The sequence below is a fragment of the Desulfopila inferna genome (genome assembly GCF_016919005.1).
Taxonomy (GTDB): domain Bacteria; phylum Desulfobacterota; class Desulfobulbia; order Desulfobulbales; family Desulfocapsaceae; genus Desulfopila_A; species Desulfopila_A inferna.
The window spans coordinates 52,374-74,481 of the sequence record NZ_JAFFQE010000007.1 but is presented as its reverse complement, the minus strand read 5'-3'; the positions used below and the strand labels follow the sequence as shown (position 1 = coordinate 74,481).

At 47.9% G+C, this 22,108-nt stretch carries 20 protein-coding genes and 1 pseudogene; 12 read left to right on the top strand and 9 right to left on the bottom strand.

Annotated elements, in window-relative coordinates; all coding sequences use genetic code 11:
* Positions 1 to 179 precede the first annotated feature (179 nt).
* The 5 genes and pseudogenes from JWG88_RS16365 to JWG88_RS16350 form a co-directional block, all read right to left on the bottom strand.
* Entirely contained in the window at positions 180 to 2,324 is a 2,145-nt protein-coding gene (locus JWG88_RS16365; protein ID WP_205234878.1) for a PAS domain S-box protein, read from the bottom strand.
* 138 nt (positions 2,325 to 2,462) lie between these two features.
* Positions 2,463 to 3,236 (bottom strand): substrate-binding periplasmic protein, encoded by a 774-nt coding sequence (locus tag JWG88_RS16360; RefSeq protein ID WP_205234877.1) that lies wholly within the window; start codon positions 3,234 to 3,236, stop codon positions 2,463 to 2,465.
* Between the two features lie 32 nt (positions 3,237 to 3,268).
* Complete coding sequence (locus JWG88_RS22200; protein WP_353740691.1) at positions 3,269 to 3,712, bottom strand: RNase H family protein; 444 nt, start codon at positions 3,710 to 3,712, stop codon at positions 3,269 to 3,271.
* Between the two features lie 54 nt (positions 3,713 to 3,766).
* Positions 3,767 to 4,192, bottom strand: a pseudogene (rnhA, locus tag JWG88_RS22195) (ribonuclease HI); the annotation flags it as partial.
* A gap of 28 nt (positions 4,193 to 4,220) precedes the next feature.
* A complete protein-coding gene (locus tag JWG88_RS16350) occupies positions 4,221 to 4,424 on the bottom strand; it encodes a ferredoxin (RefSeq protein ID WP_240194526.1) in 204 nt (67 codons plus the stop codon).
* 202 nt (positions 4,425 to 4,626) lie between these two features.
* Here JWG88_RS16350 and JWG88_RS16345 point away from each other — a divergent pair, with 202 nt between their 5' ends.
* From JWG88_RS16345 to JWG88_RS16320, 6 genes are all read left to right on the top strand, one after another.
* A complete protein-coding gene (locus tag JWG88_RS16345) occupies positions 4,627 to 5,817 on the top strand; it encodes an FprA family A-type flavoprotein (protein WP_205234875.1) in 1,191 nt (396 codons plus the stop codon).
* A 74-nt stretch (positions 5,818 to 5,891) separates the two neighbouring features.
* The gene (locus tag JWG88_RS16340; protein WP_205234874.1) at positions 5,892 to 6,368 is read left to right on the top strand and encodes a hypothetical protein; all 477 of its coding nucleotides are present in this window, start codon (positions 5,892 to 5,894) and stop codon (positions 6,366 to 6,368) included.
* A 79-nt stretch (positions 6,369 to 6,447) separates the two neighbouring features.
* A complete protein-coding gene (locus JWG88_RS16335; RefSeq protein WP_205234873.1) occupies positions 6,448 to 7,230 on the top strand; it encodes a class I SAM-dependent methyltransferase in 783 nt (260 codons plus the stop codon).
* A 191-nt stretch (positions 7,231 to 7,421) separates the two neighbouring features.
* Positions 7,422 to 9,059: a hydroxylamine reductase gene (gene hcp, locus JWG88_RS16330; RefSeq protein ID WP_205234872.1), complete on the top strand. Its 1,638-nt coding sequence runs from the start codon at positions 7,422 to 7,424 to the stop codon at positions 9,057 to 9,059.
* A gap of 337 nt (positions 9,060 to 9,396) precedes the next feature.
* On the top strand, positions 9,397 to 10,029 hold the full coding sequence (locus JWG88_RS16325; protein WP_205234871.1) for a nitrite/sulfite reductase domain-containing protein: 633 nt from the start codon (positions 9,397 to 9,399) through the stop codon (positions 10,027 to 10,029).
* 314 nt (positions 10,030 to 10,343) lie between these two features.
* A complete protein-coding gene (locus JWG88_RS16320; RefSeq protein ID WP_205234870.1) occupies positions 10,344 to 11,105 on the top strand; it encodes an ATP-binding protein in 762 nt (253 codons plus the stop codon).
* A gap of 104 nt (positions 11,106 to 11,209) precedes the next feature.
* Here the strand turns inward: JWG88_RS16320 and JWG88_RS16315 are convergent, their stop codons facing one another.
* From JWG88_RS16315 to JWG88_RS16305, 3 genes are all read right to left on the bottom strand, one after another.
* On the bottom strand, positions 11,210 to 13,291 hold the full coding sequence (locus JWG88_RS16315; RefSeq protein WP_205234869.1) for a S8 family peptidase: 2,082 nt from the start codon (positions 13,289 to 13,291) through the stop codon (positions 11,210 to 11,212).
* 363 nt (positions 13,292 to 13,654) lie between these two features.
* Positions 13,655 to 14,311, bottom strand: a complete 657-nt coding sequence (locus JWG88_RS16310; protein WP_205234868.1) for a YkgJ family cysteine cluster protein — start codon at positions 14,309 to 14,311, stop codon at positions 13,655 to 13,657.
* 43 nt (positions 14,312 to 14,354) lie between these two features.
* Positions 14,355 to 14,828: a CreA family protein gene (locus tag JWG88_RS16305; RefSeq protein WP_205235069.1), complete on the bottom strand. Its 474-nt coding sequence runs from the start codon at positions 14,826 to 14,828 to the stop codon at positions 14,355 to 14,357.
* Between the two features lie 862 nt (positions 14,829 to 15,690).
* Here JWG88_RS16305 and JWG88_RS16300 point away from each other — a divergent pair.
* The 6 genes from JWG88_RS16300 (at position 15,691) to JWG88_RS16275 (ending at position 19,271) form a co-directional block, all read left to right on the top strand.
* Positions 15,691 to 15,942, top strand: coding sequence for a YbbN family protein (locus JWG88_RS16300; RefSeq protein ID WP_205234867.1), 252 nt, complete (start codon positions 15,691 to 15,693; stop codon positions 15,940 to 15,942).
* Between the two features lie 16 nt (positions 15,943 to 15,958).
* Entirely contained in the window at positions 15,959 to 16,801 is an 843-nt protein-coding gene (locus JWG88_RS16295; RefSeq protein WP_205234866.1) for a calcium:cation antiporter family protein, read from the top strand.
* Positions 16,802 to 16,919: 118 nt separating this feature from the next.
* Positions 16,920 to 17,108, top strand: a complete 189-nt coding sequence (locus JWG88_RS16290; RefSeq protein WP_205234865.1) for a hypothetical protein — start codon at positions 16,920 to 16,922, stop codon at positions 17,106 to 17,108.
* A gap of 285 nt (positions 17,109 to 17,393) precedes the next feature.
* A complete protein-coding gene (locus JWG88_RS16285) occupies positions 17,394 to 18,128 on the top strand; it encodes a hypothetical protein (RefSeq protein ID WP_205234864.1) in 735 nt (244 codons plus the stop codon).
* Between the two features lie 2 nt (positions 18,129 to 18,130).
* The gene (locus tag JWG88_RS16280) at positions 18,131 to 18,742 is read left to right on the top strand and encodes a methyl-accepting chemotaxis protein (RefSeq protein WP_205234863.1); all 612 of its coding nucleotides are present in this window, start codon (positions 18,131 to 18,133) and stop codon (positions 18,740 to 18,742) included.
* The gene (locus JWG88_RS16275; RefSeq protein WP_205234862.1) at positions 18,732 to 19,271 is read left to right on the top strand and encodes a gluzincin family metallopeptidase; all 540 of its coding nucleotides are present in this window, start codon (positions 18,732 to 18,734) and stop codon (positions 19,269 to 19,271) included. Before JWG88_RS16280 ends, JWG88_RS16275 begins: the two co-directional genes overlap by 11 nt.
* 395 nt (positions 19,272 to 19,666) lie before the next feature.
* Here the strand turns inward: JWG88_RS16275 and JWG88_RS16270 are convergent, their stop codons facing one another.
* The gene (locus tag JWG88_RS16270; protein ID WP_205234861.1) at positions 19,667 to 22,018 is read right to left on the bottom strand and encodes an O-antigen ligase family protein; all 2,352 of its coding nucleotides are present in this window, start codon (positions 22,016 to 22,018) and stop codon (positions 19,667 to 19,669) included.
* Between the last annotated feature and the right edge of the window lie 90 nt (positions 22,019 to 22,108).

The following is a 22,108-nucleotide window of genomic DNA, read 5'->3' as shown; positions in this document are numbered from 1 at the left end:
TACTTCATACACTATAATACGCCTTCACCATAGAACCAGATAACGGAAATAGCCAGCGGAAATCTCCATTCGACGGCCTTTTTGGGTAAGATTTTCCAGAAGCGGAAGAGCTCGATATGGTTTATCAGACTGAAGCGTATTTTGACTCAGGCGGTGTGCCTAATTTTAGTCGATATGGATCAATTCCTCAAAGGCAGCTGGGGGAAACGGACGGTAAAGACAGATCCTTCGTCTTTCTGGGAAGAGAAGGTGATCTCTCCGCCATGACCGGCAACAATACCGTAGGACACGGGAAGGCCCAGGCCGGTCCCCTGAACATCGGGCTTGGTGGAGTAAAATGGTTCAAAAATAAGATCTTTTTCAACCCCGCCGATTCCGACACCGGAATCCTTTACATGTATATAAATCTCACCATTGGCGATACCAGTAGAAACCTCAAGTGTTCCTCCGCCGTCCGCCATGGAATCGACAGCGTTTATAATTAGATTAAGAAAGGCCTGAGTGATCTGATTCTTACTGAGAAACAACAAAGGCAGGTCTGCGTGATATTTTTTCTTCAGAACAATATTGTTCCGTTCAAAATGTTTCTTGTAGAAGAAGAGAACGTTTTCGAGAATCGCATGAATATCTTGAAGCTCTTTTTTATCTGAATTGGTGCTCTGGAAGCGCTGAAAATTGCGAATCAGGATCTTCATTCTTTCACATTCGGTATAAGCAAGATCCAGGAGCTCTTTATCGCCCTTCTCCATAGGAATGCGCTCGCCGATATCCTTGATCACAGAGCGAACCCCAAGCAGCGGATTGCCGAACTCATGAGCAAACGAGGCCGACAACCTGCTCACCGCCTCCATCTTCTGAGCATGATTCAACTGATTCTGCAGTTCTACTTTCTGGGTTATATCCAGCCAGAGCGCAATGGTATTGATCATCTTGCCTCTGCCGTTGAAGACGGGAAATATCTGGGTATCAAAGGTGTAATCCATACCGTCTTTAGCACGCATAAGATACAGACCCTGCCATTTCTCACCGGTTTGCAGAGTTTCCCTGATATCCCGATGAATATTTCCGGTCTGTTTATGCCGGCCGAAATTGGAGGCCTTCCTGCCGACCACCTCTTTCAGGGAATATCCCGTCAACCGTTCAAAGCCGGGATTGACATATTCTATATTCTCCATGGCATCGGAAATAATAACCAGCAGGGGTGACTGCCTCACCGCCTGACTCAACAGGTTCTTCTCCTTGAGCATCTCCCTCTGTGGGCTGATGTCGTTGAAAAAGATTACGGCCCCCGATGATACATTACCAGAGACAATGGGATAGGTTCTCACAGCTGCATAAAAAGAGGGTCCACCGCTTATCTGCATATACCCGTCATCAACACTTAGAGACCTGCCGGTCCGCAGCGGCTTGAGAAAGATTTCCCTGGTATCGACTATTTCCTCATCTGCTTCCGCGAAAAAGCTGATGATACTTTCAACTTTCTGACCGATGATCTGCTGGGGTCTTTCATATCCGATCATGTTCAGGCAAGTAGAGTTGGCAAAAGTGATCCGTCCCTCGGAGGTAATGCCGAAGATACCTTCTTCGGTTGCATCGAAGAACAGACGAAGGCGCTGCTCGCTCTTTTCCAGAGCATGAAAGGCATTATACCCCCTGCGCTGCATGACGTTGAGCATATTGACGACCTGCGAGAGCTCATCACCCAGCCCCCTTATAGCTCTATTCAGATCCAGCGGTGTAATCCTGCGCCGGAAATCCATACCGACGACATGAGAGGCAAGCTTTTCCAGATGCCGGGCGACGGCGTATCGAAAATATAAAAGAATGCAGCCTGCAAGGATAAATATTTTAAGGCTGTTGGTCAGAATAACCACAAAAGCTGTCTTCGTTAATCTTTGATAAAGATTATCGAGCCCGGCGACTATCTCCAGGGTTCCAAGAGAATATTCAGTATTCCTGTGCAGATAGGAAAGTTCATAGCTCAGACTGAGGGTATCGTTGACCGTCTTTTGGCCGCTGGACCATAGCGGCTTTTCTTCGTTGTTGACAGCGGCATAGATGATGTCGCGCCCCTTGGTTATACCGTCGAGATGTGCCTGGATCTGTCTGGCATCCATGATCCAGACTGACTGGGAGAGGCTGTTAAGCTGCATGGAAGTGATCGAGTCAAAATATTCCTCTATGCTGACCAGTTCCTGCCTGTACTGGATATAGAGTTGAATCGCAGTATTCAGCAGGGTTATAATTACACTGAATACGATGACCCACAAAACGAGCTTATGGGCAATCCTGCTGTTTATCTTTTCAATCAGCTTCCTTATCATGAATGATCTCGTAAAAAGTTACCGCGAAGCTCTTAGATGGCTGGGTAAAAATTCGATACAAGGTGCAACGGGAGATCCTTTCTCGATATACCAGGTGCAGTATCGGAAACGACCTTGGTCGAGCTTCCGACAATTCTATCAATGAATATATTTATCGATGATTTCCTCAACAACACCGGATTGCTGAACTCTGGCATTTGCCTCCTGTAATTCTTGTATAATTTCATCGCTGACATGTATGTTGGCACCAATAAAATAGCCGCTGGAGGGAATGAACAGGGCTGGTTCCACATGGTCCAGGGAATAGCCTTTCTTTTTTAAAGATTCATACATGGTGTATTCATTTCCGGTAACAAGATCACATCTGCCTTTTAAAAAGAGGTTCATCTGCACTTCTTTATTGGGAGAGGTAATCAGTTCCCTGCCCTCCCGGAAACCTCGATCTTGAAACATGATTGTCAGGGAGTGGCCCAGGATAACAGCGGTGGTATATTTCTTGGCGTCTTCCATGGTGTGAAGCGTTATGTCATCTCTGCTTTTCAGCTTATACAGATAGACATCCTTGGGAAGAATGGGTCCTATCCACTTAAAAAGCCGCTCTCTTTTTTCCGTTCGGTTTATCGTGTAAATGAAACTCCCGGGAGTATTCAACACCTTTTGATACGCCCTCTTCCATGGATATATCTCAATGCGCGGTTCCATTCCCGCTTCCTCGAAAATGATCCGGACCACCTCTGTGGCAACCCCCTTAATTTCATCATTTTCCTCAAAATGGACCGGTGCCAGAGGTTCGGTAAACACAGGTACTCTTTCGGCATGGGACGTTGACGCGATCACTAAAACAACAGCTATAACAATAGCCGTCAGTCCCCTTCCCTTAGCTATTCCTGTTCTTTCATGAAAGATTCTCATCTGCCTCCAGGGATCTGGTTAGTGTCTTACTCCTACTCCCTTTTATCAGTTAACACCTCCGATTGCAATTGCTCAAATTCCCGTGCAATTTCTTTTGCGGCCAGCAGATGACACGGAGGCTCCTCCGATGAGACGGCGGCAACATGGATTTCAAACACTTCTTTCAGATTGGCAAGCTCCCGCCACTGCTTACCGTTGCTGATATCCGCGCCTTCCCTGGTGCGCCATCCCCTCTTTCGCCACCCTTCAACCCAGGTTTCCAGGCCGTCGCGCAGATAGCCGGAGCGCGTGTAAATGTTGATCGGCAAGACTCTCTTCATTGCCCTGATTCCTTCCAGCACTGCAACCAGATAGAGCCTGTTCGCCGTGGTATTCTCAGCCCATCCACCCAGCACTTTGTAGTGATGACGATAATTCAGAATGATCGCCCAGGAGCCTGAGCCGCTGCTGTTTTTCCAGGTGACCCCCGGGTAGATGTGTACGGTATCCGGACCGACAGGCGGTTGGACGGGATTCCGGCTCTTTCTTGCGGCAACGGCAAGTTCATCGGCTCGCTTATTCCAGGTGTCCTTTCCATGACCTTTAACCCAGGTGAACCGCACCTGATGATATTCCAGCTGACCTGCAAACTGCTCCCAGAGGTCCCTGTTTTTAACAAAAACACCCTCTGAGGTTCTCCAGCCGTTGTGCCTCCAGTGTTCGAGCCATTCTGTGATGCCCCGCTGCAGGTATCTGGAATCAGTAACAACTTCAACCTTGCAGACTTCTTCCAGAGACTGCAGGGCCTTGAGGGAAGCCAGCAGTTCCATACGGTTGTTGGTCGACTGCTCCTCAGCCCCCTGCAGCTCGACGATCTTATCGCCCTTATCAAACAGCATAACAGCCGCCCACCCTCCCGGTCCAGGATTAGGACTGCATGAACCGTCGGTATATATCTGTATTGTTGGTAAACTCATATATGTACCAGGCAGTGACGATCAATTTTCAATCCTCCCATTCAATACAATCGACAGGGCAAATCTTGATCGCCTCATCAACCTCCTCTTCAGAATACTCCTCCGCCTCTATAACCTCGACATAGCCGAAAATCTCGTTATAGCGGAAAACTTCAGGGGCAACTTCCAAACACCCCCCGCAAAGGGTGCATCTGCCAATATCGACCACAGGACGCTTTCTTGTCATCTTCATTTTTTCATTGTGATGATTACTCTTTCGTTGCCACCCTGGAAAGCAACATCAAGAGAATACTTGACATTATACTGCGCAAACCATATTCATAATTAGTTACAGAACACTGTATAGTGTTTTTTATGGCAGTTTTTCAAATGAAAGTCACTAAATTTGCTTTGGCTTATATGATATACTTATATGAAATTTTTGGAGGTGTAAATTGAAGGCAGTAAAAATTATAGATAATATCTACTGGATTGGCGCCGTGGACTGGGATGTTCGTGATTTTCATGGGTATTCAACCAATCGCGGCACCACTTACAATGCTTTTCTTATCATCGATGAGAAAATTACTCTGATCGATACCGTAAAAAGTTCCCTCAAGGCGGAATTCCTCGAACGCCTCAGATCCATAATCGATCCGGCAAAAATCGATTATATCGTCGTCAATCATGTAGAGATGGACCATTCGGGCATTCTGCCGGAAATGGTGGAGCTTATCAAGCCCGAGAAGATCATCTGCTCGAAAATGGGACACAAGGCGTTGGTGGAGCATTTTCATCAGACCGACTGGCCCTATGAGATTGCCGAACCCGGCAGGGACCTCTCCCTCGGTGAAAAAACTCTCTCCTTTATTGAAACCCGCATGCTGCATTGGCCGGATTCCATGTTTACCTATGTGAAGGAAGACAAGCTTCTCTTCTCCAGCGATGCCTTCGGCCAGCATCTCGCCACCAGCGAACGGTTCGACGACCAGGTCGACCAGGCGATTCTAGTGGAAGAGCTGACTAAATATTATGCCAATATCCTTACTCTCTATTCTCCAAAGGTCAAAAAACTGCTGGAAACCGTCAAGGAGATCGGTCTGGAAATCAAGATGATTGCCCCCGACCATGGCGTCATCTGGCGTTCCAATCCGGGACTGCCGCTACAGTACTATGAGAAGTGGTCTGACAATATCGGCGACGGCAGTGCCCTGGTCATCTACGATACTATGTGGCATTCCACCGAGAAAATGGCGAAACAGATTTCCGCCGGCCTGGAGGAGGAAAACATCTCGGTAAAACTGCTCAATCTGCGCTACAATCATCGTAGCGATGTTATGCGCGAGGTTCTTAATGCCGACGGCATCATTCTGGGCTGCCCCACCCTCAACAACGGTCTGCTGCCCCGCATGGCCGGTTTCCTCATGTACATGAGCGGATTGCGGCCCGCCAATAAGGTCGGGGCGGCATTCGGCTCTTTCGGCTGGTCCGGAGAATCGATCAAACTGCTCCACAAGGCCATGGAAGACCTGAAATTCGACCTGGTCGATCCGGGTTTTCGTGTCAAATATATTCCGGAAACGGAAGATCTGGAAAAATGCGTGGAATTGGGCAGAGCAGTGGGCAGAAAGATCAAAGAAAGATAATTATCATATTTCCCCCGCAGCTAGGAGTGACTCCATGCTGCGGATAATTCAACAGCATCGGAATATTGTATACTATGCAGCCTTTATCAAGCCATCTCGTTCTGGTCTCCGCACCATCCCTGGAAAAGGCCTGTGCTCAGGTGAAGGACTTTTTCGATAGTACTCCGCTGGTACGCTACGACAGAATCGAGATCCATAAAGAAAAATGCCACTCAGGGCAGGATGAAGGATTTGCAGCGGCACTTCAACAGGGACTCGACGCCAACACCAGAACCCTGAAGAAATTCATCGACGATTTTGAAAAGACGGGGTTTCGAACCATCAAAGATTTTACCAGGGTAGAGTGCGGCTATCCCAGCAAAGTTCTCCACATTATCACCCATTTTCTCGACGGCTTCTTGGGGATCGATACCCATTTTTACAATAAGACCGAAGACAGCCACGGACTCTCCGACAGCACCCGGGACGCCATTGCTACCTCTCCTGAGCATTATTGGCTCATCCAGCTGGACGGGTACTCTGAAACCCCGGAAAAGGTATCGCTGGTATAGGTATGATAACCGATATCCCGGCCGGTCATGGATCTGTCTTTGAAGGTCGTCTAATTTAAACGATATCTTACTGCTTGTTATGGAATACGCCGACGAACCGCGCCTTGTCTTCTCCCCTCTTTCGGAAAAAGAATATTGTCGGTTTTACGCTCTCGAAATGGACACTTTTTCCGATGATGCCGAATTCTACATGGCCCGGCTGCGCCCTGATGATGCCGTCCTGGAACTGGGCTGCGGCAGTGGCAGGTTAAGCCGCCTTGTCGCGCCCTGGTGCAAAAGTGTCACAGCCATAGACATCTCGGAGGAGATGATCCGGCGCGCCGGGCTCGAGCCGGCGGAAAACATCTCCTATCATCGGATGGACATGACGGATTTCTCATTTACCTGCCGCTTCAATGCAATCATCATCCCCTATAATACGCTCAACCTTCTGGGAAGCAAATCCACCGTCGAGCGCTGTTTACGCCTCTGCCGGGAACATCTCACCGAGTCCGGAAAGTTGCTGCTTCACCTCTATCATCCGGATAAACAGGTGCTCGAGGCTGATGGGGGAAGGTTCTTTCAGTTTGCCATCTTCGAACTTAAAGATGGAGATAAGATCATTAAGGAAACACTGAAGCACTACCTGCGCCCCACCGAAACCCTCGTATTCGAAGAAAGGTATCGGGTTAGGCCCCGCTCAATAACCGAAGGGAAACGCGATTTACGTCATACCTTCTCTCTCTATGCGCCGGAGCCGGATAAATGGAAGGCGTTGCTCCACAATGCTGGTTTCTCAGTTTCGGAATGCTGCGGCAGCTACGGCGGCGCTCCTTTTTACGCTGCCGACTCCACCCTCCTGATCGAGGCATTTGCTGCATAATATCGGCGGTGAATCTAAAAAAAAATAACCTTTTGACCTAGATCAAAGATTTACTCGGTTTTAATGGCTATAGTCCAAGCATACTTTGAAAAACAAATACCGTTTCAAAGCAGTTTTCACAGTTCTGAAAATTTGAATAGAAGGTGTGCCCGAACCGGACACCAACACAGAAAACTCCAAGGAGGAAAATTATGTTTTGTAATCAATGTGAACAGACTGCAAAGGGAATTGGATGCGACAAGATCGGTGTGTGCGGCAAGCAACCTGATGTGGCAGTGCTTCAGGATCTCTTGACATACGCCATACAGGGACTCTCCCTGGTCGCTCACGAGGGCCGGAAGGTTGGTGTAAAAGACAACAAGATCGACCATTTTACCGCGGAAGCTATTTTTTCCTGTCTGACCAATGTTGATTTTGATCCCGCCCGGTTTGAGGCATTAATCGATAAAACCGTCGAACTGCGCGATGGCCTGAAAGAAAAGGTTAAGGCGGCAGGCGGCAATGTATCCTTTGACTCGGATGCAGCCACCTTTACTCCCGCCGGCAGTTTCGATGGAAAGATCAAGCAGGGAGAAGACCTGGACTTTATCAACAGCCTGGACGACAACGAAGATCTCCGTTCACTCAAGGAGATTTCCCTCTACGGCCTTCGCGGTCTGGCGGCCTACACGGACCATGCAGCAATTCTGGGACAGCAGGATGACCTGGTCTATGATTACATGCACGAGACCATGGCCAAACTCACCAGAAAAGACCTGGGACTCGAAGAACTCGTCGGCACCGCTCTCAAATGCGGTGAGGTCAACATCAAGGCAATGGAGCTTCTCGATGCCGGCAACACCGGCACCTACGGCCATCCCACCCCGACGGAAGTACCCCTGGGCCATAAAGCAGGCAAAGCCATCCTCATCTCCGGTCATGACCTGCGTGATCTCGAACTTCTTCTCAAGCAGACCGAAGGAAAAGGCATCAATATTTATACCCACGGTGAAATGCTCCCCTGCCATGGTTATCCCGAGTTGAAAAAGTATGATCATTTTTACGGTCATTTCGGCAGTGCCTGGCAGAACCAGCACAAGGAGTTTCCGGAATTTCCAGGGGCCATTCTCTTTACCACCAACTGTATCCAGAAACCCAGAGACAACTATGCCGCAAATGTCTTCACCACGGGTCTGGTAGGCTGGCCGGGTCTGGTGCACATCGGTGCCGACAAGGATTTTACTCCGGTCATCAATCGCGCCCTGGAACTTCCCGGGTTTACCAGCGATGAAGACAAGGGCAGTGTTCTGGCGGGATTCGGCAGAAATGCCGTTCTGGGTGTTGCCGACAAGGTAATCGAGGCAGTCAAGTCCAAGGACATCAGGCACTTCTTTCTGGTCGGCGGCTGCGACGGCGCCAAGCCCGGACGCAACTACTACACGGAGTTTGTAGAAAAGGTTCCTCAGGACTGTGTGGTACTCACCCTGGCCTGCGGCAAATTCCGTTTCTTTGACAAGAAACTCGGCGATATCGGCGGCATTCCAAGGTTACTCGATGTCGGTCAGTGCAATGATTCCTACTCTGCGATTCAGATCGCCGCCGCACTTGCCAATGCCTTTGACTGTACCGTCAATGATCTGCCGCTTTCCATGGTTCTTTCCTGGTACGAGCAGAAGGCCGTGGTAATTCTGTTGAGTCTGCTTCATCTCGGGATCAAGGATATTCGTCTCGGACCTTCCCTGCCGGCGTTTATCACCCCGAATGTCCTCAATGTACTGGTTGAAAACTTTAATATCATGCCTATTGCAGAAACCCCGCAAGAGGATCTCGATGCCATACTTGCAGCATAACAACAAGCTGTAACAACAGGAAATAAACCTCCTGTCCCGGCAGGATGCGCTCTCCCTCGCATCCTGCCTTTTTATTTACTACTGTCGGCATTGCTGACTGATCCGGAACCCGGCAATGCAGTAAGGTGATTCCGTTTTTTTCCATTGACGGAAAATAGGCTGCTGGATTCTTGGCATTTGCCAGCATGGATTCCGGATCAGGGTCCGGAATCCACTCAGAGTAAATCAGAAGAGAGATACTTCTGGCTTAATTTGATGTTCCCATTTAGTTCAAATTTAGAGATTCTTCAGCGGCTTAATCCATTCATCCAGGTAAAGTTGCAAAAAAGGTAGCTCCATGCCCCGCAAAAATTTCTCCATCATCAATGTCCCCAATATGTCCCTTATGGCCGGGGAGGAGTTGGAGAAGATATATGAACTCCTCCGGAAACACCAGGCCACACTTACAACGATAACTCCAGGGCAGCGCCTTGCCGTATACGGAATGTCTGCAGAGAAGCTCAAAGCCCTTCAGGACGAACTCTCGTCAAATTTTCCGGTTGATGAGGGTATTAAGGTTACTTCGCTGCAAAGCTGTCCGGGTCTTGAACAATGCCGTTACGCTGTGGCAGATTCACTGATCCTTGGCAGAAAAATAGATCGACTCACCTTCGATCGTCCCTTTCCCCATAAAGTAAAAATCGGTATTGCCGCCTGCAAAATGTGCTGCACCAAACCCTATTTAAGAGATGTCGGCATCCTTGCCGGAAAAAAGGGCTGGAGCGTTCTTTTCGGCGGTAACGCCGGCGGCAGACCCCGCATCGGCGATCTGCTGGCCTCGGAGCTTCAGGAAGACGAAGTTGTGGCCCTGGTGAAAAAAGCCCTCGATTTTTACATCGAAAACGCCGCTAAAAAACAGCGTACGGCACGATTTATCGAGCAGATCGGCATTGAAGAATTCAGAAAGGTCGTACTAGATTCCCAAAAATGATCATTACAAAAGCGTTGGGCTTCCTTCGTCAGCGCCAACCTACAGGATGGCCGCGGACGGATTTTGCATGAGTAGTTTAGCGGTGAACGCAGGCCCCCTCCCCAACACAACCAAAAATATAAAACCCCTACCCACTCTGCCGTCATTCCGGTCAGGATCCATCAGAGAATAACGGTTACGAAGAACATAAAAATTCGTATAAAATCTCCACCCTCTTGACCCATGTCAATTACTCTCCCTTGTAAAGTGCTATAATGGAACCATAATAAATAGAGATTTTCAGATGTAAAATCATAAAGCATATGAGGCAAAAAATGAAAAATGTAAGAAAAATAATCCAGATTGACGAAGAACTTTGTGATGGTTGCGGACAGTGTGTTCCCGATTGCGCTGAAGGTTCTCTTGTAATAGTTGACGGTAAGGCAAAGCTCGTGGAAGATAAGCTCTGCGACGGCTTAGGCGCTTGTCTCGGAGCCTGCCCTCAGGGTGCCTTGAAAATTATCGAACGTGAAGCGGAAGAATTCGACGAAGAGGCCGTTGAAGAATACCTTGCCGCAAAAGAGAAGGAAGAGAAGCAGGCTGTCAAAGCACCGGCTCCTTCAATGGGTGGAGGCTGCCCTTCCGCCAGACTGCAAAACTTTGCACCGCAGACGTCCTGTCAGGCAGCGAATGTTCCGGTAGCAAATGCCAATACAGCATCGGCTTTGACCCACTGGCCCATTCAGATTCGCCTGATTCCGCCCACCGCGCCATTTTTGAAAAATGCCGATGTCCTTATAGCAGCTGACTGTACCGCAGTGGCAGTTCCCGGTTTTCAGGAGAAGTATCTGCAGAACAAAGTCGTGATGATGGGATGTCCGAAATTTGACGATGCACAAGGCTATATCGATAAATTCGCCGATATCATCACCACTGCCGGCCTCAACTCCATCACCATCCTGATCGTTGAGGTGCCTTGCTGCTCCAGTATGAATGTCATCGTCAAAAAGGCGATGGAGAAAGCGGGAAAAACCGTCCCGGTCGAACAGATCACCGTCTCCACCAGGGGCGGGGAACTGGAACGTAAAACCTGGTAATTACCCTCCCTGCCTCGACAAGTATCCGGATACCGAACATTTTTTTGGTATCCGGATACGTTATCCAGCAAAGAAATCACCCTGATCCTAAAAAATTACGAGGCCTACTCAGATGTATTTGATCTTCCTATTGCCGGTAAGAACAAAGTCCAGGGGAATGATTTATCTGCAACTGAAAACGAGAGGTTTCCACTTTCCGGATAACGGGTCGAACCTCCCGCTCCTTCAGCGATGATATACCAGTAGTTGGTTCCGGGACTTTCCATCTCTCCGGCAGCATAAGGAATGACGGCCTCGAGATTGTCACCGTTTACAGAAGCTGAGATGGTAAAAGGAACATCGGCATTAGTGCCGTAATGTATTGTCCCCCCTGTAGAATCCGGAGCGACAACCCGGAGTAATTGTCCCGTCGTTCCAGGAGGAACACTGGATCCATTCGCCGGAAAAGGGTTTGAGACTGCCGGTCCAATATCAGCAACGAAAGCATCCCACCAGAGGGTGTAAGGATTACCCGCATCATCGCCATGTACCCTCAAGTAATATATTCCAGCGCCTGCTGGTACTGTATAATCTATAAATTCATCATCTGACACAGTCGCCGAACTGATCAGAACATTTCCTGCAGAACTGACAAGTTGAAGGTTTACATCTCCGTCTGCATGGCTAAATCTCAGATCGATTTGTATTCTTTCAAATCCCGGCTCAACACCAATTTCATACCAGTCATCATCCTCCTGAAATCCATAACCATCAATGGTGTTCAACCAGTTTTGCCTTCTGAATGACAGATCATACGCTGTTTCCCGGGTATCGTTTTCTTCGTACCTATCAGCCGCCGCTGCATGGAGATCAATCCTCGGTATGGTAATACCGGCACGAGTCACCATCGCACCGGTGCTTTTCAGCAGGATTTCCATCTCATCAACGGTCCAGAAACTGTTCCTGTCTTTCATGACGGCAAAGGCACCGGCTACATGTGGAGCAGCCATTGAAGTTCCACTCCAGGATGCGTATGATGTGTCCGAAGTTGCGGTAGAAGAGTTGATAGAATATCCCGGTGCCATTAAATCAACCATATAGGCATGATTTGAAAAGGAGGCGGCCGAGTCCGAATTATTGAGCGTGGCTCCCACAGTAATCGCGGAGGAGATACAACCCGGTGCACCAACAGACCCGTCAAAAGCATCGTTTCCGGAAGAGATGACAGTTAAAATCCCAGCCGAACGCAGGTTATCAATAAGAGGCTTTCTTGTATCTGTATCACAGTAGCCGGAATATGCTCCACCGCCGAGGCTCATATTTACGGCAGCAATATTTAAAGTATTCCGCAACAGGTAAACTCTTTCCAACCCCAGCATCTGATCAGAAGAATATGAAAGTATACAAGGTGTTAAGCCAACGCCGCACTGGGCCTCACTGTCGAATCTGGAAAATATCTGAATGGCGATGATATCAGTCCCCGGTGCGACTCCTGTTCCCGGAATTCCCCCTGTTCCTGCCGCTATTCCGGCGACATGGGTGCCATGGGAGCAGCTGCTACCGATAAGACAGTTTACCCCTGCTCCGGGTCCTTCTTGAGACTCTAAACCATTAGGGCACACACTCGTCGAAGAATAAAATTCAAATGTTGTACTGTAGCAAGCCTCTGAAACGATTTTCCCGGCATCCAAAAATGTATGTGTATTTCGAACTCCCGAGTCCAAAACAGCGACGACCATTCCTGTGCCGTCAGAACCTTCCGAATGAACTGCATCAGCATTAATGAAGGGAATACTCTGTTCAAGAGTTGGAGGTACAGGTATGTCTTCCTGGATACTTATGATTTCAAGATCATTGAGCAAATCTGCCAACCCCGAAGCATCAACCGTCATAGCAATATAAGGGACCGACTTGAATTTTTTGACTTTGGATATGCTGCGACCTGAATATCGTTCCAGCAGATCTCCCTGAGCTTGAGAAATTCTGGCATGCTGATCTTCTCTCTCTTGGCGCAAAGATAATTGTCCTTCCGGGTAGTAGGGAATATTCAGTCTCATTATCACCGGAATTTTTCCGGTTACCTGTGCTTTTTCCACCAATTTCATGCCGCCGGCTTTATTATTGATTTCCGCTACGGAGAGCGTTGCACAACCCAATATCAATAGAATAGTAATCAGGCAATCACTCATCAGGTAAATCACTTTCATTATCATCCCCCGAGATAAGAATTTTGATTCAGCCATCTTCGTCGACACCCTATAGCCTATCTCATTTATTCAGCTATTTCCAGGGACAATTTTCTTTATGGAGTATTCAGGATGGATTTACTGAGGCAGGAGGAATTCGATCAAAATGTGCATGAAAAGTTATTTTTTTCAGTTATTTCAAGACGTTTAAGTTTGTAGGAAATTGGAAGTTATCGAATGATTTCACAGAACCTCAACTCGCCCTGAGCGCGTATATGCCACTACAATTACACACTATTTAAGGTTAGGCATCGTCTGGTGTATTATACTCTACAAACGGGAGATTAAATGAGTGAAGTTTTTATGGCTGTAAACGTAAAACATTCAGACCGGCCAGCGCAGCCTCAGCACCCCTTCTTTCTCAAACACTCTCACTCCGATCTGCTGCAGCAGCTGAAAAAGAGGTCTTCCGAAATAAAAAAGCTCTTCGGCCAGGGTGATGTCGTACTGCTGTACGGCCGTTGTGCGAACGCGGATATCTTCGTTGATCAGTGATTCCAATGATTCAATATCGGGATACTCTTTCCCTGCTATCGCCCTTTGCAATTCCTCCATATTGGGGCATGGGCAGTCGGTCTCATGTTTTTTCACCAAGGCATAAATGGGCTCATCCTCTCCGATAATATCGAATCTGCTCAGGGTATTTTTCTCGACCAGCTCTTCTATTGCCGTGGTATTCCAGCACTGCAGCTCACTGCAGGCCAGCGGCCTGTCCCCATAGATCATACAGCCTGTTGTTCCATCAAAATAATAGCACTGCCAGGTTTTTCCGGTTCCGCTGATTTTCACCAGCTCACATTGGGCGGTTTGCGGGGTACGGTCGTGCGGTTTGACAACCAGTTCACCTTTGCGGATGGTAATCAGCCGTTTTCTCATCAGAATACCGTTGCCGACAAGTTCAGCATCTTCAAAATGGAGGGCGGGTCCGCCATTGTTGCAGCAGGTTCCGCATCTCCTGCATTCCGTCTGTTCAGTACTCAATTCTGTTTGTTTGCTTCTCATAGTGATAATACAGGAAGAAATATCAGGGCTCTGGCCAGGCCATTATCGGTATGGTGGAAATCGAATTTTTTGGTGAGCCCTCGATTATCCTGTTCGAGTAGCTCAAATAGATCAAAGTATTTCGCTTTTTATCATAAAAACGCACAACCTGCAAAGTCTTGAACAGGATCGAGGTTGATTTTCGGAAAACCCGTTCACCCTCTTCTCTGCCTTCTTTCACATCCTCGGGCAGCTGGATCGGACCAATCTGCCTGCAGGAGATCGAGGCATCCGAGGTATCTTCGGCAACTCCCAGCGAGCCGGATATTCCACCGGTTTTTGCTCTGCTGAGATAACAGGTTGCCCCCGGAATATCGGGATCGTCAAAAGCTTCGATAACAATTTTATCGTTGGCGCCAAGTACCTTGAACTTTGTTCGTACCGAACCTATCTCCTCGGCCTGTGGTATCGATACCCAACCCGATACCAGACAGAAACAGAATATGGCGGAAAGCAGTTTTCTCTTCACTTTCACTTCTCCTCTATGCTCAATAGCTTTTTAAAAATGTTGGGCTGTAACGTCACACATAATGCCCCTGGCAGCGGCAGTACCAAAGCTAAACCGAAACATCATAAAAAAACAACGAATTGCCATAACCTGTAGGTTGGCGGTGAGCGCAGCGAACCCCAACAAACCCAGCCTTTCAAAAATGTTGGGCTTCCTTTCACTCAGCGCCAACCTACTGTAACGTCACGCATAATTCTCCCGGCAGCGGCAGTACCAAAGCTAAACCGAAACATCACAAAAAAACATCGAATGACCACAACCTGTAGGTTGGCGGTGAGCGCAGCGAGCCCCAACAAACCCAGCCTTTCAAAAATGTTGGGCTTCCTTTCACTCAGCGCCAACCTACTGTAACGTCGCGCATAATTCTCCCGGAAGCGGCAGTACCAAAGCTAAACCGAAACATCATAAAAAAACAGCGAATTACCACAACCTGTAGGTTGGCGGTGAGCGCAGCGAACCCCAACAAACCCAGCCTTTCAAAAATGTTGGGCTTCCTTTCACTCAGCGCCAACCTACAATACATCACGCATAGTTCCCCTGGCAGCCGCAGTACCAAGCTAAAACGAAGCATCATAAAAAACACCGCATTACCACAACCTGTAGGTTGGCGGTGAGAGCAGCGAACCCCAACAAAACAAAATTCCCAATAACAGATAATCGGTAAACGGACTCTTGAAAAGAGTCTATCAAATCTTAAAAGTAAATGATCGAACAAATATAAATTTGCGAAGCATGGAGGTTATGGTATCCTCTCACGCCATATTGCACCATCAAATTCTGCCAACAAAAAAGTCTCCAAAGAGATTCAGAAATGCACATCATCCTGTACCGTTCAATCCTCTGCCCCCGCTGCTTCATGGCCGGCAGATATCTAAGAGAAATTGCAGCGGAGGATACCTCGATAGTTATTGAAGAGGTTGATGTCATGCAGCATCCTCAAAGAACCTGGAAGGAAGGCATCCGCTGTATTCCAGCTTTGCGCATCCGGGATACGACCCTATCGGGTATCTATCTAAACAAAGAACAGATCAGACGTTTTATCCAAAAAAATCAAGTAAACTGAAAAACAATTTACTCTCATGAAAGACTTTATTCTCGAATCGGTCGGCAAGCTGGACCTCGCCGTATGGCTGCTGGTCGTCCTCTTTTTCTGCGGGTCCGCCCTGATGTTCGAGGGAAATGTCCAGATGGCTTTCATCGGCTCCGGCGGAATAATCTTCGAGATGCTGCTTATCGGCATCTCGATTGAAATTATTATCGAGATGCTCAAATCCACCAAAGGCATCGGCACCCTTACCGGATTTATAACCAACGGACCTGAAGCCGTTTGTCTCATTGTCGGCCTTCTGGTCGGGGACATCATTTTTGCCTCTTCCACGCCGCTGGGCTCCAACTTCATGAATCCCATTCTTCTCTTTTTCGCGGCTATCGCCAGCGGGAGCTTTGCCATACTACTACGAACGCACCGTGCCTACACAATCATCACGGTGCTGCTGACCGCTTCCCTGGCCGTTATTTTCTTCGTCCTTCAGCAGCAGCACTATATTTTCTGGGTTGTTGCCGCCCTCATTGTTTCGACTGTGCTATTTTTTCTCAGGCCGGCAGAGCCGCTGCCGGGTGAAGCAGAGCAGGCCATCATCGAGTCAAATTTTTGGCTCATTCCCGCAATTGCCACCCTCACCATCGCCGGATATTTCCTCGACCCGGTAGTTTCCTTTGCGGCCGAACACTCCCATGCGCCAAAAGGAGTAATCGGCTTTGTGGTTCTGGCGACGCTGACGAGCTGGCCGGAGTTTAAATCCTCGCTTTCCCTGCTCAGGCGCGCCAAGCCGGCTGCGGCAATTCTCAACATTACCGTTTCAAATATTACCAATATCTGGCTTGCCGGTGGCGGTATAATCTTTTTTCTTGTCAGCCGATAAACGATTGCCCAGGGCCTTCTCTGATACCCTGCTCCTCTCTACCCTTTCTCGCATTTTTTTTGGCACTTATATTGCACCATTAATATAAATCGTAAATCTTTAAGCTACGAGGTGCCCCATGGAAATCAATGCATCCGGATTTTCCGCAAAAGAACTTGCTCCCCACCGGGGAAACGTGGATCAGGAATTAACGCAAAGAGCCCAGGAAAAAGACGACGCCATCCAGCAGACACGAAGGCCTCTTGAGCCCAGACCCGTCGAACAGCCTGGCGCTGATAAACTTCGTCGAATTGATATTTACGTTTAGTGTTTAAGAATCAATGCCGGACAGCTCCTGATTTTGTGTTTTGCCGTATGGTAATACCGATGTCTTTTAAATGCCGTTTCTGTAATCCGAATTACATTATCCCCTTCTTCTTTGTCGCCGCTCCCTGATTTCTTCAGAGTGCGGCTTTTTTTCTGGTATAAACAACTTGCAAATCCATAGATTTCAATGGATAATCAGCGGGCACTGATAGATTTTGTTGTAACTATATAGCAATAAGCTAAAAATCAGCAGATATCATAAAACTCTGACAACGAAACGCCAACCATGAAATACCTACTCATCATTCTTGCCATTATCGGCTTTGCCACACTTGCCACTTTTGTCGCTATCTGGCCGGAACAGCAGGTAGACACCGGCGATACTGTTGTCACCATAAATGGGCAACCTCTCACCAGGCAGGATATTCTGGACTATAAGGATAAGGATATGCGGCATGGGGAGGATGAGGACGTAATCAATGAAATCATCACCAAAAAACTCCTCATCGAAGAGGCACAGCGTCTCAACATTGACAAGGAGGCCGGTTTTCGCAGTGCCCTGAAGACCTTTTACGAACATTCCCTCATCAAAATCCTGACGGAGCGCACCAGTCAGGATATCAGTGTCGAAATCACCGAGCAGGAGATAGACAGTTTTTTACATTCTTTTGGTAAAACCTTCACATTTTATACCCTGAAGACAACCGGAAAGGTATCGCCTCAAATCATCAAAGCCCAGGGAAATGAATATATTACCCCTTTCGACGACCTCAGCGGAGAGCTTCAGCAGATACTTGCCGTTATGCAGCCCGGCGAAACAGCCACCACATTTATTACCGGCAACGATGAAATGGCAGTATATCTGGAGGATGTAAAAGGAGACGGCAAATCGAGTCAAAATATCGACAGAGAGCATATACGGCAGCAGCTTCTTCAGACCAAGATTGAGAAACACCTTAATACCTGGATAGAAGATCTTCGGAGCCAGGCGTCAATAACTTATCACACCACTCAGGAATAACTATGGCTCGGAAATACAAGAGGCGGATTAAAAACTTTTTTATCAAAGAGAGCTTCCAGGGCAAAATCATTCTGGCGTTTTTCCTGGCGGTGACCATAGGCTGCCTGTTCTTCATTACTATATTCGGCTTTTTTTCAGCTGATACGATGACTATTTCCTACGAGAACAGCGATCTGAAATTCGGCCAGACCCCGATGATGCTCCTGCAAAACGCCATTGCGGCCAACTGGATTTTTCTGATTATCTGCGGCACTCTTTTGGTGACTATCGCTATAATCGGCAGCCATCGCATCGCCGGCCCACTCTACCGTTTTGAAAAGACGCTGGACAGTATGATGGCCAAGGATCTCGGTGATACCATCCACCTGCGGGGCAAAGATGAAGGCAAGGATCTGGCGGAGAAGATCAACCTCTTCAACAAAGCTCTTTCCGAGGATATCAAGGTGCTTAATCGCCGCTGCAGTGCGGTAAACGATCTTATCAGCCAGTATAATTCACTGAGCAGCTCAAAACTGTCACTCGATGAGATGAATTCCATCTGCAATGCCATCAAAAGCAACAACGACAAAATAAAACAGATTGTCGCTGCATATCAGCTCGCTGATGACCGGTAAGTTCCTTCGTATACTGGCGTTTTCTCTTTTTTTTGTCGTAGTATCAGCGACGAATGCGCACAGCCTGGAGAGAAAAAGCCGCTTTGCCACCCTGCGCTATATCAACAAGGAGGAGCTGCGGGATTTTAATGAGGAACTCTATATCGGGCGCTCGTTGGGCAGAATGCTGCGCAAGCGAAACACCGTCACCATCGAAGATGAAGTGATGGCAAAGGTGGATATTATTATAGAAAAGGCGCAGGTTGTCCTGGATATGTTTCCGGATAATATGCATATAACCGTTGTCATCCTGCCCGGTGCGCGCGATGTGGCCAAGGTATATGAGCAGCACTACGGCAGGAAAGCAAATCATATTGCCTACTATTCTCTTTCTGAGAAAACTATTTATATGTCCATCAGGGATACCAGCCTGGAAGTCTTTTCACACGAGGTCGGCCACGCCGTGGTGGACCACTTTTTTCAAGTTCGTCCTCCTTACAACATTCATGAGCTTATGGCTCAGTTTACCGCTAAACATATCGAGGATTGAATGGTTTTATTTCCGGCTTGAGTTTTCATCCGTTGCCGGTAAATAGGCGACTGGCGAGGCTTTCCTTATAGGAAAGGTGGAGGAGAGGATGGTTCATCAAACTGAAGCGTACTTTTGTCCGGGCGCACATTCATCAGCAAAAAAGTTGGGCTTCCTTGCACTCAGCACCAACCTACAGTAACGTCACGCATATCATTCCTGGCAGGACCAGTACCAGACTGAACCTGAATATCTTAAAAACCAACCAAATCCCCACAACCCGCAGGTTGGCGGTGAGCGCAGCGAACCCCAACAATTTAAAGCGTCCTTGTCTCTTTGCAACGTCATAGGCAAATTGCTTTTTCAGGACATTATATTCAATTAGTAGAGCAAACGTTCGTTAAATCCGGAAGAACCTATTTATCTAAATTTTCAAGCCTTCTCAAAACTCCTTCATTCCCCGGATCAAAAATCAGCGCCTGTTCATACTCCTCTCTGGCCCGGTAAATAATTCCCTCTTTTTTGTAATAATCCCCCAGGGAAATATGAAAACCGGTATTTTCTGGAAATTGAGCAACTGCCTGGCGCAGCACCTCCACCGCTTCATCCTCTCTCTTCTGCTTTCTGTAAAAATTATACAATTGTGAATACCACCCGCTTTGTATCACTTCCTCATTTTCGATAAAATCGAGGGCCCGCCTGCGAAAAAATTCACTCTGCTCAAAATCACCCATATTCTCAGCGAACCCGGCATACTTAATCCATGGATTTACCCGTGGCGGCAAAATTCCTGCAATCTCTTCCCGGCTGAAATGGCTGTCCAGGAGCAATATGGCTTTATCGAAGATACTTTGATCATTTACCAGTCCTTCACGCAGCACGCCGGCGGCCCGCTCCTTATCCCCACGCCAGAGAAGCCACTCGGCAAAAACGAGCATCATCTCATCTTTTTTCAGGCTTCTTTTGTAACTCAGTTCCATCAGCATATCAGCGGGCACAGAACTATTTTCAGGTAAAGCCAAGGCTATTTTCTGCAGGAACTCGCCCCGAAGTGGATTCTTCAAGCCGGCAAACAGATAATACTGCAGCGCCTTCTCCCTTTCCCCCAGGAATTTCTGGATATCGCCAAGCACCATAGAATAGGTGCCTTCAAGGGGATCCAGGCTGCTCATATTCCCAACCTTGTCATCTAAATCATTCAATATACCCTGTGAAAGCTGCCTGCTGAGGTAAACACCTTCAACTTCGGTATACATTCGCCCGGCCAGAAAACTGCGCAAAGGAAAGATCAAAGTTGCCGAAAGCAGCAGGACCGAACAGACCAAAACCGCAGCGCTTGCCTTACGTCCCATCGTACCCAGAAGAGTGGCGGAACGCTGATATTGAAACGTTGTATTAGCGCTGGAAACCAGTAAACCGCAGAGAAAGAAAAAATACAGCCCATCCGCACCATTGTGCATATTGAAATCGGTGATGGCATGCAACAGCATCGAGCAAATACCAACCAGGGATCCAATACCGATTAGAATGGAGAATTTATCCCGCCTCTTTCTGATCATCCCCCAGCCGTGTCGCATGACGGCCACAACAAACCAGCCTGCCAAAACAAAAGAGATAATGCCGCCGTCGGTAATCAACTCAAGATAATCATTATGAGCATGATCAAATACAGAAGATCCCGGTATCGTTCTGAAGACAGGAAAAATGTCAACAAATGTACCGAAACCCGCACCGGTCAACCAGAAGACCTTGATAATTTCCAGCGTGTCCCGCCAGGTCGGAAGGCGGTCGAAGATAGGCTGACCTTCAGGAGTAAATGAGTCATTGATTCGATCGGCAAATTCATTCACCCCGAAATTCAGAAAGAAAAGGAGGATTCCCACGATAAAAATCAGTAATGCCGGCCACGAACGGACTCCCTTTTTCCGGGAAAGAAAGTTGTAAAATAGCAGGAAGGAGAGAATGGTGGCAATAATACCGCCACGGCTCAAGCTTAACATGATCGAAAAAAGAACAACAACGATTCCGAAGCCAAGGATAAGCTGCCAATTACTGCCGGGAGAAGCAAAAAAGTCCACGATCCGCGCCCGCAATGGTTCCTTTTCATTCACTACCGGCCTGTAATAAAGAAACAGCCCAAGGAGCAAGGGCAGCAGCATGGCCATAAAGCCGGCGAATTGGCTGCGATTGATCCATGGCCCCATAAAACGGGCATCGGGACCGGATCTGAACCAGTAAATAAGATCAGGTGAGGTGTACCGCTGGATAATTGCAAGAAAAGCAATAAATATTGCCAGACCGGCAACCGCCTTTACCGTCTTCTGCAAAGTTTTACCGTCGGCCAGCAACTGAACGGTAATAATGAACAACAGACCGTAACTGCCAATGCGCAACATCTCGAAAAGAGTCGCCTTCCGGTTGACGGATAGAGGCAGCCAATCGGCACCACCTGCTACCTGATAAACGGGCTGATAAACATCAACAGAGCCAGGAGAAAGAAAACCAACCAGCCAGAGGGGCAAGGGAACGAGTTGAAAAAACATCCAGAAGACCAGCAGAAACAGCGGCAGGATGCCAGGCACCCTGACGGACTCTATTCTTCCCCTGTACTGATACCAGAGAGTAAGCAGGGCCAGAAGGCCGATTGCACATTCAACGATGGTTAATGACCACAATTCAACCGTTGCAAAGGCCAGAGGGGCAAAAAAAAGAATAAAAAGAAAAAGGAAAAAGAGAGCCGGCGGGGTCTTCTGTTCTTGAATACTCAACGCTATACCTGCTGATAAAATAGAACTCGTTTATTTAAGTGGAATTGTTTCGAGGTCGAATCCACCATCCCGGACACCGACCCGGCACCG

What these genes read in the sequence shown, in the direction of transcription:
- JWG88_RS16325 (WP_205234871.1), top strand. Translation starts at nt 9,397, where the DNA reads ATGCCCCGCAAAAATTTCTCCATCATCAATGTCCCCAATATGTCCCTT.
- JWG88_RS16350 (WP_240194526.1), bottom strand. Translation starts at nt 4,424, where the DNA reads ATGAAGATGACAAGAAAGCGTCCTGTGGTCGATATTGGCAGATGCACC.
- JWG88_RS16275 (WP_205234862.1), top strand. Translation starts at nt 18,732, where the DNA reads ATGACCGGTAAGTTCCTTCGTATACTGGCGTTTTCTCTTTTTTTTGTC.
- JWG88_RS16360 (WP_205234877.1), bottom strand. Translation starts at nt 3,236, where the DNA reads ATGAGAATCTTTCATGAAAGAACAGGAATAGCTAAGGGAAGGGGACTG.
- JWG88_RS16295 (WP_205234866.1), top strand. Translation starts at nt 15,959, where the DNA reads ATGAAAGACTTTATTCTCGAATCGGTCGGCAAGCTGGACCTCGCCGTA.
- JWG88_RS16340 (WP_205234874.1), top strand. Translation starts at nt 5,892, where the DNA reads ATGCAGCCTTTATCAAGCCATCTCGTTCTGGTCTCCGCACCATCCCTG.
- hcp (WP_205234872.1), top strand. Translation starts at nt 7,422, where the DNA reads ATGTTTTGTAATCAATGTGAACAGACTGCAAAGGGAATTGGATGCGAC.
- JWG88_RS16290 (WP_205234865.1), top strand. Translation starts at nt 16,920, where the DNA reads ATGGAAATCAATGCATCCGGATTTTCCGCAAAAGAACTTGCTCCCCAC.
- JWG88_RS16335 (WP_205234873.1), top strand. Translation starts at nt 6,448, where the DNA reads ATGGAATACGCCGACGAACCGCGCCTTGTCTTCTCCCCTCTTTCGGAA.
- JWG88_RS16315 (WP_205234869.1), bottom strand. Translation starts at nt 13,291, where the DNA reads ATGAAAGTGATTTACCTGATGAGTGATTGCCTGATTACTATTCTATTG.
- JWG88_RS16365 (WP_205234878.1), bottom strand. Translation starts at nt 2,324, where the DNA reads ATGATAAGGAAGCTGATTGAAAAGATAAACAGCAGGATTGCCCATAAG.
- JWG88_RS16300 (WP_205234867.1), top strand. Translation starts at nt 15,691, where the DNA reads ATGCACATCATCCTGTACCGTTCAATCCTCTGCCCCCGCTGCTTCATG.
- JWG88_RS16280 (WP_205234863.1), top strand. Translation starts at nt 18,131, where the DNA reads ATGGCTCGGAAATACAAGAGGCGGATTAAAAACTTTTTTATCAAAGAG.
- JWG88_RS16285 (WP_205234864.1), top strand. Translation starts at nt 17,394, where the DNA reads ATGAAATACCTACTCATCATTCTTGCCATTATCGGCTTTGCCACACTT.
- JWG88_RS16320 (WP_205234870.1), top strand. Translation starts at nt 10,344, where the DNA reads ATGAAAAATGTAAGAAAAATAATCCAGATTGACGAAGAACTTTGTGAT.